Annotated in this window: 9 protein-coding genes; 7 read left to right on the forward strand and 2 right to left on the reverse strand. The window is 70.8% G+C overall.

The genetic code is table 11. The features are described 5' to 3' along the window. Positions 1–103 precede the first annotated feature (103 nt). The 5 genes from F4562_RS25920 to F4562_RS25940 all read left to right on the forward strand — a co-directional run bounded on the left by F4562_RS25920 (position 104) and on the right by F4562_RS25940 (position 6,944). Positions 104–1,489 (forward strand): hypothetical protein, encoded by a 1,386-nt coding sequence (locus F4562_RS25920; RefSeq protein ID WP_184544369.1) that lies wholly within the window; start codon positions 104–106, stop codon positions 1,487–1,489. 96 nt (positions 1,490–1,585) lie between these two features. Then, the gene (locus F4562_RS25925) at positions 1,586–3,391 is read left to right on the forward strand and encodes a hypothetical protein (protein WP_184544372.1); all 1,806 of its coding nucleotides are present in this window, start codon (positions 1,586–1,588) and stop codon (positions 3,389–3,391) included. Between the two features lie 491 nt (positions 3,392–3,882). Then, positions 3,883–4,569, forward strand: a complete 687-nt coding sequence (locus F4562_RS25930) for a hypothetical protein (protein WP_184544373.1) — start codon at positions 3,883–3,885, stop codon at positions 4,567–4,569. A 208-nt stretch (positions 4,570–4,777) separates the two neighbouring features. Beyond that, positions 4,778–5,659 (forward strand): alpha/beta fold hydrolase, encoded by an 882-nt coding sequence (locus F4562_RS25935; RefSeq protein ID WP_184544375.1) that lies wholly within the window; start codon positions 4,778–4,780, stop codon positions 5,657–5,659. Positions 5,660–5,768: 109 nt separating this feature from the next. Next, on the forward strand, positions 5,769–6,944 hold the full coding sequence (locus F4562_RS25940; RefSeq protein ID WP_246474396.1) for a cytochrome P450: 1,176 nt from the start codon (positions 5,769–5,771) through the stop codon (positions 6,942–6,944). Between the two features lies 1 nt (position 6,945). Here the strand turns inward: F4562_RS25940 and F4562_RS25945 are convergent, their stop codons facing one another. After that, the gene (locus F4562_RS25945) at positions 6,946–8,994 is read right to left on the reverse strand and encodes a hypothetical protein (RefSeq protein ID WP_184544380.1); all 2,049 of its coding nucleotides are present in this window, start codon (positions 8,992–8,994) and stop codon (positions 6,946–6,948) included. A gap of 534 nt (positions 8,995–9,528) precedes the next feature. Here F4562_RS25945 and leuS point away from each other — a divergent pair. Next, the gene (leuS, locus tag F4562_RS25950; RefSeq protein WP_184544382.1) at positions 9,529–12,015 is read left to right on the forward strand and encodes a leucine--tRNA ligase; all 2,487 of its coding nucleotides are present in this window, start codon (positions 9,529–9,531) and stop codon (positions 12,013–12,015) included. 237 nt (positions 12,016–12,252) lie between these two features. Here leuS and lexA read toward each other — a convergent pair whose 3' ends face one another. Further along, complete coding sequence (gene lexA / locus F4562_RS25955; RefSeq protein ID WP_221207448.1) at positions 12,253–12,966, reverse strand: transcriptional repressor LexA; 714 nt, start codon at positions 12,964–12,966, stop codon at positions 12,253–12,255. A 1,723-nt stretch (positions 12,967–14,689) separates the two neighbouring features. Here lexA and nrdR point away from each other — a divergent pair. After that, positions 14,690–15,151, forward strand: a complete 462-nt coding sequence (gene nrdR, locus F4562_RS25960; RefSeq protein ID WP_184544384.1) for a transcriptional regulator NrdR — start codon at positions 14,690–14,692, stop codon at positions 15,149–15,151. The last annotated feature ends 6 nt before the right edge of the window (positions 15,152–15,157 follow it).

Consider the following 15,157-nt stretch of genomic DNA (forward strand, 5'->3'; position numbering starts at 1 on the left):
GGCGTCCGGCGGCGTCGGCGGCTTCCTCAGCTGGTACGGCGAGAAGAAGCACAGCTGGCCCACGGAGGTTCCCACCCCCCGCAACCTGGCGGCCTGGCTCACCATGGCCCACGGCTACGTGCAGCTGATGACGGAGAACCCGGTCTACGCCAAGGAGCTCGACCCCAAGCGCACCGCGGACATCGTCGCCGCGGGACTGGACATCGACGGCCTGGCGCAGGAGCTGAGCAAGCCCCAGGATGACGAAACCCGCACCAACAGGCTGTTCACCGGCCTGGTCGGCGACTACCGGAAGGCCGTCGGCGACCTGTCCGCGGCGCTGGTCCCGATCCAGGAGGAGATCACCGACGGCAAGGACTACCGGCTGTTCGGCACGGCGGACCAGGCGCTGCCCGCGGGCACCACACAGGAGTGGCCCGACACCGTCCCGTCGTGCGCACCCGCCCCGCCCCGAGAGCTCGCCCGCCCGAGGCTCAAGGTCGTGAAGGGACAGCTCCCGAACGCGATCCTGCTGGCCGAGCACGCCTTCCCCGAGGCCGACCGGCCCACGCTGACGGTCTGTCACACCTCGGGCCTGACCAACCAGCAGTCGAGCACCGAGGGGCAGGTGCTGACGAAGACGGCGGACCTGTCCGTCGTGATGAAGATGCAGCTCACGTGGCCGGACGGCAAGGTGGAGACCTATCGCACGTGGTCGCACGCCCAGCCCCTCGGCGTGGTCTGCCGGACCCGTCTGGGGCCGCCCCAGCAGGGCGACACCACCGTCTACTTCTGCAACGAGGACAAGCACTACCTCGACCGGTGGGCGGAGGACGGTTACCGGAAGTACTTCGAGGCGCTCGCGACGGTCACCGACGACGCCGCGGTCCTGGCCTCCGTGCGGGACAGGGCGGCGCGCTTCCTCGCCGGGCGGCAGAAGGCCTACTACGACAGGGTGGTCGGTGACCTGACCACCGCGGGCAAGCCCCTGTCCGAGGCCAACGCCACGGTGACCAGGACCATGCGGCTGCTCCAGGCGTACACCCGGGCCGGCTGGGCGACCGCGTTCGCCAAGGACCCGATCATGCAGACGGTGCTGGCGGGAGCCGAGCGGCTGCCGTCGGACGTGGGCGAGGAGGCGGTGATCACCGAGATCTTCCGCAGAGCCCAGCAGAACTACGCCGAATGCAACCCCTCCGCCGGGACCGGCTCGCCCTGCGGGAACTCCGTCGCCTTCGACCCGTTCGTGGGCCAGTCCCGCCAGTGGTTGCTCGACTGCACGAGCTGGTACGGCAGGAGCCGCCTGCCGGTCGACGCGTGGACCGGCGACCCGATCGGGAACACGCTCCTGGCGTTCGCGCGGCACGGGACGGGCGTCCTGCTGGCGCAGTACGAACAGCACTCCAAGGAGATCGCCGAAGGCGTCTACACCGAGGGCATCCCCGAGGTCAAGGACACGATCAAGCTGCTGCAGGGCGTCGACGCGCTGTTCCGCGCCGACGCGGCGTAGCACCGCCCCTCCGCGGGATGCGGACCGCATCCGGTCCGCATCCCGCCGGTATCCCCGTGGAACCGACCGCCTGCGAAGGCAACCAAGGGAACATCGATGCGAAGAAGAACGGCCGCCACCCTGGCGGCGAGTCTGCTCTGCCCGTTGCTGCTGGCCCTGACGGCTCCGTCGGCCCAGGCCGACCCGGCGGCGCCCGCCGTCCCGGCCGGTCCGCCAGGCCGGGTGGCGGCGCAGCCCGCGGGCCTCTTCCGGGCCGCCACCGGCAAGGACCCGGACCACCCGTTCTCCGGCAAACCCGGAAAGAAGGAAGAAGGGAAAAGGAAGGGCGAGGTCGAGCCCTACACGCCCAGCGAGCTCGACCGCAGGGCACTCCCGGCGCCGCCCGACGGCACGCCGGTGGCCCCCGCGACGACCAGGCTGAAGGAGCCCCCGGCCGGCTTCCCCACGCCCACACCGCCGGCCCCCGCCCGCGGAGCCGCCGCCCTCCCCGAGGTCAGCGTCGTGGGGTACTTCGACGAGGTCACCTTCGAGCCCGGGAAACTCAGGCTCAGGGGATGGGCCCTCGACGAGTTCGCCCCCGCGACGGGTCTCCGGGTCTTCGCCGTGGGCGAGAACGGGGTGAGGGTCTGGAGCGTGGCGGACAAGTACCGGCCCGACGTCGGACACGGTGACCACCATGGTTTCGACTTCACCGTCCCCCTCCCTCCGGGCCGGGGTGCGCACACCGTGTGCGTGTCCGCCCAGGCGGCCTCCACGTACACGAGCCTGGGCTGCATCGGCTACGACACCCGGCCGTTCGGCATGCTGGAGCAGCACCTGCGCAGCGTGGCGACCCCCAACGGGCAGTTCTCGGTCTTCCGCGGCTGGCTGATCGACCCCTACACCGCGGGCCCGGCGCAGCTCGACGTCACCGTGGGCGGGACACCGCGCCTCACGGCGTCGGCGTCCGCCCCGCACCCGAAGGCGGCCGGGGCGTTCCCCGCCTTCGGCCCCGACCACGGCTACGAGGTGTGGGTCGAGCACGTCTCCGCGGACGGCAACCACATGGTGTGCGTGCACAGCCTCTCCGCAGGCGTGCGCACCATGGTGGCCTGCGAGGACCACGACGAGAGACACAACCCGCACGGGTATCTCGACGAGGTGGGCTGGCAGGGCGAGAACATCCTGGTGCGGGGCTGGGCGATCGACTGGGACACGACGGGCCCCGTCTCGGTGACGATCCGCGCCGACGGCAAGGTCGTCAAGACCGTCTCGGCGAACGCCGACCGGCCGGATGTCGCCATCAGGTACCCCCAGTACGGACCGGCCCACGGGTTCGAGACGACGATCCCCGCGACCCTGGACGGACAGGAGATCACCGTCACGGCGAAGAACGTCTCCGTGGGCTTCGACAGCGAGTGGAAGAAGCGCTACGACGGTTCTGCCGGGCCGTGCCGCTGCGTCCGGGAGAACTTCGAGGAGGGCACGTTCGACAGGTCGCTCTACTCCCCGGCGCACGGCGGGCAGATCACGTCGGACCAGGCCAGGCGGGTGGCGGGTGGCCACTCCGTCTACGCTGAGTCCCCGGTCACGCAGGAATGGCACGAGTTCCTGTGGTCGGATCGGACCAAGCTGAAGCTGGCACCCCGCACCACCTACACGGTGACGTTCAAGTATCGGCTCCTCGGCGCGGAGGGGACCCGGACGAACCCCTATTTCCTCGTCCGCAGCGCCACCGGAGGCTTCTCCAAGGACCTCGGGGTCACGAGCTGGTCCGAGCCCGCGGACGGCGACGTGCGGTCGAAGACGGTCACGTTCACCACCGGCGAGTTCGCCGACTACTACCTGCTCTGGACCCTGCACAACGGCGGCGCCATGGCGGTCGACGACATCGTGTTGAACGGCCCGGCGCAGCGGGGCTGACACCGGCACCCGCCGGCGCAGGAGCCCGGCCGGCACGGGAACCGGCCGCCGTCGAGGCCGGTGCCCGTGCCGGTTCCGGTGACGGTGCCCGCGACGGGGCTCGTCCGGAGGGCGGGGTGCGATCCCGCTCGCCGGACGTCGTGAGTCGTCAACCTGACGGATGATCGGAAATCGGTCGTCCGGGGGAGTGAGCGAGAGTCCGCCCGGCCCTAGCGTGAGGACGCACCCGCGCGATCCCCGCGAAGCGGCGATGGGGCGGGTCGCGGCGCGCGTCGTCGTGCGGTGCGCGGGCGGGACACCGGGGACGGTGCGCGTCCTCCGGCGCCTCACGGGTCGTGGCCGCCGACTCGTGTCAGGTGAGTGACGACGAAGAAGGCAGCGTGAAACGCATGACGGATCAGTGCCGGACCCCGCGGGGGAACGGTCTCGGCGACATGCCCGTGAGGGCGGCGGACGTCCGTCCTGTCCCGTCTCCCGCTCCGGAGCCGCGGGTGAGACCCATCTCCGCCCGCGGTGACGGGATCGAGCTGCGAATCGGCCGCCAGTCGGCGCTCGGCCCGATCGAGGCGTGGCTGACCCGGATCCGCGAGTTCCGCGGGAAGATCATGTACGACAACGGCAGGCGACCGTACTTCTGCGACGATGTCGGCCGCTACATCGACGCCGAGGAGATCGACTTCGGTTCCTGGCACATCAGCGCGCACCTCGGGTCGGACACCAGGATCGCCGCCTGCGTCCGCCTCGTGCCGCCGGAGCTGAGCTCCCTGTTCAAGAGCCGGCGCTATCTGGGGCCCAGGTGGCGCGAGGAGACGATCGCGGCGATGGCGCCGGACAACGAGTCGATCTTCGAGGTCGGGCGGCTGCTCCTCTCCGGCCGTGTGCACGACGGGGAACTCGCCGACACGCTGCTGGCCGCGGCCATCGCCGTCGGGAGGGTGTTCGACGCCGGACTGCTGGTCGGCGTCGCCTTCGCGGACAGTGGATGGCACCGGCGCACCGGCTGGGTGGAGCACCCCGAGGCGGACCGTTACTCCTCTTTCTACGGTGAGACCATGCGCCTGGTCTCCCGCGCGCCGAGGGGCGGGACGCCCGAGTACGAGCGGCTCGTGACGGACCTGCAGCGGCGTGTCGAGGAAATCCTGCCGGAGGACTCCGGACTCGCGGTCCTGCGGTTGTGAGTCAGATTCCGGCGAGCCGTCTCACGCCGACGACCGCCGTGCGGCCCCGGGTCGGTGCTCGTCCGACGACATCGCGCCGATGCCCCCGGATCGACCGGATCGTCCGGGAGAGTCCGCCGCCGGGAAGCCGGATGCCGGGCGGCCACGCAGCAGGCGACCTCGCGGCATCCCCGCTCCGGAAGGCCAAGCAGGTGCTAGGTTCCACCTCATGGACATCCGCCCGGCAGACGGCGGGCACGCCGGAGAGATCAAGACCGTCACCGCCAACGGTGTCGAGTTCGCCTACCTGGAGGCGGGGCGGGGGCCGCTGGCGCTGTGCCTGCACGGTTTCCCCGACACCGCGTACACCTGGCGGCACCTGATGCCGGAGCTGGCCGCGCGCGGCTACCGGGCGGTGGCGCCTTTCATGCGCGGCTACGCGCCGACCTCCGTCCCTCCGGACGGCGCCTACGAGGGTGACGCCCTGGTCGCCGACGCCTGCGCGCTGCACGAGGCGCTCGGCGGTGACGGTGACGCGGTGCTCATCGGACACGACTGGGGGGCCCTGCCCGTCTACGGCGCCACCGCCCTCGCCCCCGAGCGCTGGCGTACCGGGATCGCGATGGCGCTGCCCCCGGCGGGCACCCTGCTGGAGACGTTCTTCGACTACGAGCAGCTCAAACGGTCGTTCTACGTCTTCCTCTTCCAGACCGGCCTGGCCGAGACCGCGGCGGCGCGGGAGGGGTTCGTCGAAGGACTGTGGCGCGACTGGTCACCGGGCTACGACGCGACCGAGGACGTCGCGTTCGTCCGGCGAAGCCTGGGCGCCCCGGCGAACCTCACCGCCGCGATCGGCTACTACCGCGCCATGCTCGGCACGGTGGCACCCACCGGCCACCATGCCGCCGGACGGCCCGCGGCCGGCCGGGACGTGCCGATCCTCTATCTGCACGGGGTGCGTGACGGCTGCCTGGGGGTGGAGCAGGTCGACGGGGCGGTGAGTTTCCTCCCACCCGGCTCCCGGATGGAACATGTTCTACAAGCCGGGCACTTCCTCCACCTGGAGCGACCCCGCGAGGTCAACAATCTCGTTCTGGGCTGGTTGGCCTGAGCGTCATGTGGCAGGATCTGCAAAACAGAATGCCATTCTAGTGGAGGCTGATGTGTCGGTTTCGCTCGCGGACATCAACCTGTCGGACATCGCCTTCTGGGAGCGGCCGATGGCCGAGCGCGAGGCGGCCTTCGCGGTGCTCCGTGCCCAGCCGGGTCCGGTCCTGTTCTCCGAGCCCGAGATCCCCTTCGCGCCTCCCGGTCGCGGCTACTACGCCCTGGTGCGGCACGCCGACATCATCGAGGCCAGCCGCCACCCCGAGATCTTCTCCTCCGGGCGTGGGTCGACGTCCATCCAGGACCTCGGACCCGAGTTCAACGAGTACTTCGGTTCGATGATCAATATGGACGACCCGCGGCACGCGCGCCTCCGCCGGATCGTCTCCCGGGCGTTCACCCCAAAGATGATCAAGCAGTTCGAGGCCGACGTCGAGGCCGCCGCCGTGCGGATCGTCGACGACCTGATCGCCACCGGGCCGGGCTGTGACTTCGTGACCGAGGTGGCCGCCAAGCTGCCCCTGAAGATCATCTGCGACATGATGGGCATCCCGCAGCGCGACTACCAGAAGGTCTTCGACGCCACCAGCATCATCCTCTCGGGCGGCGACCCGGAGTTCATCACCGACGTCTCCCGCGCCGCCGAACTGCTCCTCGGCGCGGGACAGACGCTCCAGGAACTCGTCGTCGCCCTGGCCGAGGAGGGCGGCGACAACCTCACCACCGCCCTGACCAGCGCCAACATCGACGGTGAGAAGCTGACGATGCAGGAGCTCGGCTCGTTCTTCATCCTGCTGGTGGTGGCGGGCAACGAGACCACCCGCAACGCCATCTCCCACGGCCTGCACCTGTTCACCGAGAACCCCGGCCAGCGCGCACTGCTGCGGGAGGATCTCGACGGACGCATGCCCGGCGCGGTCGAGGAGATCGTCCGGCTGGCCTCGCCCGTGGCCTGGATGCGCCGCAGCCTCACCCGCGACCACGAGATGAACGGCCACCTCTACCGCGAGGGCGACAAGGTGCTGCTCTTCTACTGGGCCGCCAACCGCGACGAGGCGGTCTTCACCGACCCGTACCGCTTCGACATCACGCGCACGGAGGGGCCGCACGTGGGATTCGGCGGCCCGGGCCCGCACTTCTGCCTAGGCGCTCACCTGGCTCGCCGGGAGATCACCGTGATGTTCCGCGAGCTGTTCACCCGCCTGCCGGAGATCCGTTCCGTCGGTGAGCCCGACCGCCTGCGGTCCAGCTTCATCAACGGCATCAAGCACATGGGCTGCACGTTCTGACTCACTGGCCCTGCACCTTGATCGACTTGAACACGGTGTTCACGTCGGGCAGCAGCTCCTTCTTGCTGTCCGGAACCGACATGTAGACGATCGCCGGAACGTCGGCACCGGTGCTCACCGCCGCCACCACCATGGTCGTCTTGGTGTCACCCGAGGTGATCTCGTACGCCGCCAGCTGACCCGGCATGCCGTTCACCGACAGGGTCTGCTGCGCGGTCTTGCGGGCGCTGTTGTCCTCCGGGAAGAACTTCTTACGGCCGGTGGAGGCCACCGCGTTGATGACCGGCGCGAGGTTCTTCGGCGAGGTGTACTTGCTCTTCAACCGCGGCGACAGCGGACCCGACATGATCTGGGCGAACTGGGCCTTGCCCGTCGAGTCGGTACCCGCCGGCAGGTACTGGCGGGTCGTGAAGCCGTAGCTGGTGGGCACCGTCGGACGCTGATCCTGCCGCCAGGGAGCGCCGAGCTTGGCCAGCGTGATCCCCGCCGGCTGGTCGGTGAGCGTACCGGCCACCGGGGACGCCTTACCGCTGAACCGCGGCAGGCGGCCGACGGCGGCGGGCTTGGTGGTCTTCTTCGCGGTCGCCGAGGGCTTGGGGGAGTCCGCGACGATCTCCTCGTCGGAGGCCAGGGGCCCGGCCAGGAACGCCCAGACCGTCGCACCGACCAGTGCGATGACCACGGACCCGGCCAGCGCGAAGATCCATACGGGCCTGCCCCGGCCCTCGAGCTCGCCTTCCGCCAGACCCTCGTAGCTCTCGCCGAAGACCGTGTCCCACAGCTCCTGCTGACGCTCCGGGGGAGGCGTCTTCGGGCCGCTGATCTGACCCGCGGTCACGAACGGCTTGCTCGGGTCGGAGGGGTCGCGGCTCAGGTGATGCCCGGGCTGGTCGGGACGGCCGAACTGTCCCGGCTGCCCGCGGTGGTCGGGCTGGCCGGTGCCGTCCGGCCGGCCGAACTGCCCGGGGTGACCGAACTGTCCGGGCTGACCCGGCTGCCCGGAATGCGTGGGGTGGCCGTGCGTGGGATGCGGACCGGTGCCGCCGGGCCGGCCCGGAGACTCCTGGGGCGCCGGGGCGGGCGCGGCCTGCGCGGCGCTGGCCGCGGCCATGGCCCACATGGCGGGGTTGTCCGGTACGCCGTAGCTGAGGCGTACGGTCTGCTCGGCCGCCCCGCCGTTGGCGAGTCCGCCGTGACCGGTGCCGCCGGTTACGCCGTTGCCGTTCCCGGCGCCGAAGGCGTCACCGTTCCCGGAGCCGCCGGACCTGCCGGGTTCGTTGTGCGCGCCGGGGCCGCCGTACTCGCCGCGGCCGTTCTGCTCGGCGCCGCCGAAGGACGCCCCGCCGGGGTCGGCGGGGGCGTCGATCGACGCGCTCGCCCACGCAGGCGGAGAGAACATCCGGTCCTGTGTTCCGGCGGTGCCGGTGCCGTACGCGGAGCCGTCCGCTGACGCCGCAGGCGGCCAGGAGCCGTTGCCCGCGGGCGGCCACACGGCGCTCTCCGCGGGCGAAGCCGACGGCCGGGAGCCGCTTTCCGGGTGTCCTGCGGCCCGGCCGGGATCGCTCTGCGGCGCCCCGAAACCCTGCCCGTGTCCGTCGTTGCGCGGGCCGGAGGTGTTCTGCCACACGTCGCCCTGGGATCCCGAGGTGTTCTGCCAGGTGTCGTTGCGCGGGGTGGAGGCGTTCTGCCACACATCGCTCTGCGCACCCGAGGTGTTCTGCCAGGTGTCGCCCTGCGCACCCGACGAGTTCTGCCACACGTCGCCCTGAGGTGCCGTGGCCTGTGCCCAGCCGCCGGGGGAGGTGCTCCCGTGCCCGCCGTTCCGGGGGTCTGAGGCGTTCTGCCGGGTGCCGTCCTGCGCCGGGGTGGGCTGGGGCCAGCCGTTACCGCCGGGGGAGGCGTTCTGCCGGGCACCGTTCTCGGCGTCCTCCTGGGGGCGGGGGAGCCGCGGGCCGGTGCCCAGCGGGTCGTTCGCCCAGGAGGGCACCGGCTCAGCTGCCTCCGGCCATGCCGGAGGCGGGTGGGGCTGGCTGGACTGCTCCGAGGCCATGCTTTCCTTACCTCCCGCGCGGTTGCCCGAATTATGAGTATTGGGCATGGTCTCACGTGAGACGGGGGGGTTCGCAGGGAAACCGGAGAACGCACCCCTGAACTGGAGCCCGGTGGGATCGGTCGGCGGGTCCTGCAAGGGGAGACCGACCTCCAACGGATCCGGGCCCTGCCCCGGCTCGACTGAATGTGCCACGGTGAAAAGAGTAGACGGGAAGGACAAACGAGGTCACAACAGGCACGTAGCCATCGGATCTCATCCATCTCGGTATGGATACGAGCCCCATTCTGCTGACCCTGGACCCGCCTGTCCCTCGTTTCGCATGATCGCACATGTTTTCCCAGCCCATGAATACGCCTTGCGGGCTGCGATAGGCTTGGACTATGCGTGCCGCGACCCTGCTTACCGGGCCGCATCGGCTTTCCCGTCTCTGAGCGCCCGGCCGATGCGGCTGCCCTCCGCGTGAGCGGGGGGTTTTTCATTGGGCCGGACGGGTCAGATCATCCGCGCAGACGTAGACCGAGGGAAGATTCAGTGAGCGACAGAGCCGACACGGCGAGCGACGAGCAGCACTACGACCCGCAGGCGCTGCAGGTCAAGTGGCAGCGGCGGTGGGAGGAGATCGACCCCTTCCGGGCCTCCGACGACCCCGCCGACACGCGTGAGAAGCGCTACGTGCTCGACATGTTCCCCTACCCCTCCGGGGACCTGCACATGGGCCACGCCGAGGCGTTCGGCATCGGCGACGTCGTCTCGCGTTACTGGCGCCAGCGGGGCTACAACGTCCTGCACCCCATCGGCTGGGACTCCTTCGGTCTGCCCGCGGAGAACGCCGCGATCAAGCGTAACGCGCACCCCGCCGAGTGGACGTACGCCAACATCGAGACCCAGGCCGCCTCCTTCAAGCGGTACGGGGTCTCCTTCGACTGGTCGACCCGCCTGCACACCAGCGACACCGGTTACTACCGCTGGACCCAGTGGCTGTTCCTGCGCTTCTTCGAGCGCGGCCTGGCCTACCGCAAGGGCGGCCTGGTCAACTGGTGCCCCAACGACCAGACCGTGCTGGCCAACGAGCAGGTCGTCGGCGGCAGGTGCGAGCGCTGCGGCGCCGAGGTCGTCCGCCGTGAGTTGACCCAGTGGTACTTCAAGATCACTGAATACGCGGACCGGCTGCTGGACGACATGGCGCAGCTGGAGGAGACCTGGCCGGAGCGCGTGCTGGCCATGCAGCGCAACTGGATCGGCCGCTCCGAGGGCGCCGACGTCGACTTCGTGATCGAGGGCCGCGACGAGCCGGTCACCGTCTACACCACCCGCCCCGACACCCTGTACGGCGCCACCTTCTTCGTGGTCGCCCCGGACGCGCCGCTGGCCGAGGAGATCGTCGCAGAGGAGCAGCGCGCCGCGTTCGAGGCGTACCGCGCGGAGGTGGCGAAGCTGTCCGACATCGACCGCCTGTCCACCGAGAAGAAGAAGACCGGTGTCTTCCTGGGCCGCTACGCCGTCAACCCGGTCAACGGTGAGCGGATGCCGGTCTGGGCGGCCGACTACGTGCTGTCCGACTACGGCCACGGCGCCATCATGGCCGTGCCCGCGCACGACCAGCGCGACCTCGACTTCGCCCGCGCCTTCGACCTGCCGGTGCGGGTCGTGGTGCACACCGGCCTGGCCGACCCCGGCGAGACCGGCGTGGCCACCCCCGGCGACGGCGCGCTGGTCAACTCCGGCCCCCTGGACGGCCTGAGCAAGGCCGACGCGATCCGGAAGATCATCGAGGTGCTGGGCGAGCGCGGCACCGGCAAGGCGGCGGTCAACTTCCGCCTGCGCGACTGGCTGCTGTCCCGCCAGCGCTTCTGGGGTTGCCCCATCCCGATCATCCACTGTCTCGACTGCGGAGAGGTCCCCGTCCCGGACGACCAGCTGCCCGTCACCCTGCCCGACCTGCGCGGCGAGGCCCTGTCTCCCAAGGGCGTCTCCCCGCTGGCCTCGGCCGGGGAGTGGGTCAACGTCTCCTGTCCCAAGTGCGGCGGCTCCGCGCAGCGTGACACCGACACCATGGACACCTTCGTCGACTCGTCGTGGTATTTCCTGCGTTACGTCGACCCCGACTACTCCGACGGCCCGTTCGACGTGGAGAAGCTCCGCCAGTGGGGCCCGGTCGACCAGTATGTCGGCGGCGTCGAGCACGCGGTGCTGCACCTGCTGTACTCACGGTTCTTCACCAAGGTCCTGCACGACATGGGGATGGTCGACTTCACCGAGCCCTTCACCCGCCTGCTGAACCAGGGGCAGGTGATCAACCAGGGCAAGGCGATGTCGAAGTCGCTGGGCAACGGCGTCGACCTGGGCCAGCAGATCGACGCCTACGGTGTCGACGCCGTCCGGCTGACGATGGTGTTCGCCGGCCCGCCGGAGGACGACATCGACTGGGCGGACCTGTCGCCGGCCGCCTCGCAGAAGTTCCTGGCCCGAGCGTTCCGCGTCATGGCCGAGGCCGGTGCCGCCTCCGCGCCGGGAGCCGACTTCGCCGGCGGCGACCCGGAGCTGCGCAAGATCGTCCACCGGACCGTCGACGAGGTCACCAAGCTGGTCGACTCCTACCGCTTCAATGTCGCGGTGGCCCGCATGATGGAGCTGACGAGTGCGGCCCGCCGGGCGATCGACTCCGGGCCCGGCGCCGCCGACCCGGCGGTCCGGGAGGCCGCCGAGGCGCTGGCGGTCATGCTGTCGCTGGTCGCGCCGTACACGGCGGAGGAAGGATGGGAGCGGCTGGGGCACCCCGCCTCGGTCGCCGGGGCCGGCTGGCCGGTCGCCGACCCGGCCCTGCTGGTTCAGGAGTCCCTCATCTGCGTCGTCCAGGTCGCGGGCAAGGTGCGCGACCGGCTGGAGGTCTCCCCGGAGATCTCGGACGCCGACCTGGAGGCGCTGGCGCTGGCCTCGGAGAAGGTCAAGGCGTTCCTGTCCGGCACGCCGCGCAAGGTCATCGTCCGCGCGCCGAAGCTGGTCAACATCGTTCCGTAGCGGTCTCCCGGGGCGTCCCTCCACGGGAGCCCCGGGGACGGCCCGCCGGGAGCGTGCGGGTCCACCGGGAGCCGTCCCGGACCGCGAGGGGCATGGGCGCCCGGCACGGCACGCGGAGAGCGGCGCTCGGAGAGCGACGTGCGCGAAGAGGCGTGCGGGGAACGATGTGCGGGAAGCGGTGACGCAAAAAGGAGCGGGTCCCCCGGTGGTGGGGATCCGCTCCTGAAGCGCGGCGTCTCAGAGTTTGCGCAGCACCGCCACGACCTTGCCGAGGACGGTGGCCTCGTCACCCGGGATCGGGTCGTAGTTGGGGTTGTGCGGGACCAGCCAGACATGGCCGTCCTTGCGCTTGAAGGTCTTGACCGTGGCCTCGCCGTCGATCATCGCCGCGACCACGTCGCCGTTGTCGGCCACCGGCTGCTGGCGCACGACCACCCAGTCTCCGTCGGCGATGGCCGCTTCGATCATCGAGTCACCGCTCACCTGGAGCAGGAAGAGAGTGCCCTCGCCCACGAGCTGCTTGGGCAGGGCGAACACGTCCTCGATGCTCTCCTCGGCGAGGATGGGCCCACCGGCGGCGATCCGGCCCACCAGCGGGACGTACGCGGCGGTCGGGCGGCTGACCGGCGTCTCGTCCTCGTTGTTGGAGTCGGGGTCGACCCACAGCACGGGCTCGCCGGGAAGGCGGACCTCCAGCGCGCGCGGGCGGTGCGGGTCGCGCCGCAGGTAGCCCTTGCGCTGCAACGCCGTCAGCTGGTGCGACACGCTGGAGGTGCTGGTGAGCTGGACCGCCTCACCGATCTCGCGCATGGACGGCGGGTAGCCCCGCTGCTGCACGGAGTCGCGGATCACCTCAAGGATCTTCCGCTGCCTGGGGGTGAGGCCGAGGGAGTCACGCCTGCGAACCGCCAGGTCGTCGGCGGCCGAACCGTTCTCGTTGCGTTCGCTCATACGAACTCCTCGCCTCCCGGTCTGTATCTGATGCGTCGCACGCAGCGACCGTATCGCGGTCGAAGATCATACTCAAACAGATGTTCGAATGTCCTCGAAATCGGCGACGTCGTGGTGTACAACATCGTACGGGAGTTCGATCGACATCGTGTTCGATTCACCGATCTTTCTTCGACATGTGTTCGGCCAGGTCGAGGGGATGGGGGGCCATCGTGAAGCCGACCGCGACACCACGGCGATCCAGGGCCGCGGCAGGAGTGCGTAACGGGTGGCGTCCCGGTGAGGCGCCACGACCTCAGGGGGTGCCGTCCCCGCCGGAGGTGCCGCATCTCCGGCTGGTCCCGCCGCCGAGGCCGGAGGTACGCCGGCCCGCATCTCCGGCTCGCAGGGCCCCGGGGGGTGCGCGCCGAGCCACCGGGCCCGGCGAATCCGCCGAATCCGCTGGCGCCACCAAGGCCTCCAGGGCCGCCAAGGTCGCCGGGACGGCCGGGGTTGTCAAGATCGCCGGGGTCCGGTCGCCTTCCGTGCCGAGCCGCGGGGCTTCCGGGTCCGCGCGGGGCTCCTCGGGCGGCGCCGAGGCGCGTCCGGGCCGGGGCGGACGCAACCCGCGGCCGTCACGTGGCGCGGGCCGCGGGCCGCTCCCTCCCGGGCGGCGTCCCGCGCCGGAGCGCACGCGGGGCTCTGTTCGCGGCCCCGTTCGCGGCTCCGCCCGTCCGCCGCTCCGGTTGACCCGCCGGGGGAAGGCCACCGTGGCGGCGGTGGTCGTGCTGCTCGCCTTCGGAATCCTCTGGCTCTGCGTGCGATCGACCGGCTCCATGTGGCCAATCGGCTCCGTGTGACCGACCGGCTCCTGTGCGAGCGTCCGGCTTCGTGTGGCCGGCCGGTTCCGTGCGTGACGGCTCCGCGTGGCCGGTCGGCTCTGTGTGAACGGCCCCATGTCGATCGGCGCCGTCCGGGCCGGCGGAGCGGTTCTTCCCGGGGTGCCGTCCGCGGGCGGTCGTGAAAGTCTCTAGGATCCCAGGAGTCTCCGCGATCCCAGGGGTCGCCCGTCCCGGGCTCGGGTGTGAGGGGCCCGTCGCCGTGTCGGTGCTGTGCCGTCGCGGTGCCGGTGTCCCGGGCGGTCGCCCGGTGTGTGTCCGAGGGCGTCCCGCTCCGCCGGGCGTTCCGCGAGGCGCGGACGGGGCCTGACTCCCGGAGGTGTCCCCTGGATGCCGGGTGGCCCCCGGGGCGGCCCGTCGCGGGGGGTGTCCGGAGTCTTGCCGGGCGGGCCGCACGTCCGTCTCATGAGGCCCGCGGGAACGCCTCCGCAGGCGCCGGGCGTGCCCACGGACCCGCGGAGCATTCTGGGAGAAGGGTTCCCGGAAGGGCGTCCGGAGGCCCGCCGGGAGGCGGCCGGGGGTGTCGGAGGCGGGTGGGCGAGGTGCTCATGGGGCTTCGGGCGACATCGGAGACGGCCGCGACGTGAGATGCGCGGGCGACACGCCGGGGCGCCTGTGCTGATCAGCCACTTCGCGTGGCGGGGCCCGGCCAACTTGCGTTCATGGTCGCGCACTTCTACGGTTGGACCACAACATCTAGTGGCTTAATCAAGGCACTGCACCACAAATTGTGTTTCTATTACCGCATCTCGACTATTCGGGGGGCGCGCGCGAGCGTCCCGGCGCGCATGCTGTGGGGCAGGGGAGACGAGTGAGCCGCTCGGCAGGTCAAGGAGGCGGCGCGCGTGCATTGTCCGTTCTGTCGTCATCCGGATACACGGGTCATCGACAGCCGGTCCACTGATGACGGTGGCGCCATCCGGCGTCGACGCACGTGCCCGGAGTGCGGACGCAGGTTCACCACACAGGAGACCGTCCTGCTCATGGTGAGCAAGCGCAGCGGCGTGACTGAGCCGTTCTCCCGGGAGAAGGTGATCGCGGGCGTCCGGCGGGCCTGCCAGGGCCGGCCGGTGGGTGAGGACTCCCTGGCCCAGCTGGGCCAGCGGGTCGAGGAGAGCATCCGGGCGACCGGGTGCGCGGAGATCCCCGCCCACGAGGTCGGGCTGGCGATCCTGGGCCCGCTCCGCGAACTGGACGAGGTGGCCTACCTGCGCTTCGCCTCCGTCTACCGGGGGTTCGAGACCCTGGCCGACTTCGAGGCGGAGATCAAGCAGCTCCGTGCGGAGCGCTCCGAAAAGCAGGACTGAATGCAA

The sequence above is a fragment of the Streptosporangium becharense genome, from assembly GCF_014204985.1.
GTDB lineage: Bacteria > Actinomycetota > Actinomycetes > Streptosporangiales > Streptosporangiaceae > Streptosporangium > Streptosporangium becharense.

Excerpts from the sequence above, each read along its gene's own strand:
- F4562_RS25945 (WP_184544380.1), bottom strand. The coding sequence starts at position 8,994 with ATGGCCTCGGAGCAGTCCAGCCAGCCCCACCCGCCTCCGGCATGGCCG.
- lexA (WP_221207448.1), bottom strand. The coding sequence starts at position 12,966 with ATGAGCGAACGCAACGAGAACGGTTCGGCCGCCGACGACCTGGCGGTT.
- F4562_RS25940 (WP_246474396.1), top strand. The coding sequence starts at position 5,769 with ATGGCCGAGCGCGAGGCGGCCTTCGCGGTGCTCCGTGCCCAGCCGGGT.
- F4562_RS25935 (WP_184544375.1), top strand. The coding sequence starts at position 4,778 with ATGGACATCCGCCCGGCAGACGGCGGGCACGCCGGAGAGATCAAGACC.
- F4562_RS25920 (WP_184544369.1), top strand. The coding sequence starts at position 104 with ATGGCCCACGGCTACGTGCAGCTGATGACGGAGAACCCGGTCTACGCC.
- F4562_RS25925 (WP_184544372.1), top strand. The coding sequence starts at position 1,586 with ATGCGAAGAAGAACGGCCGCCACCCTGGCGGCGAGTCTGCTCTGCCCG.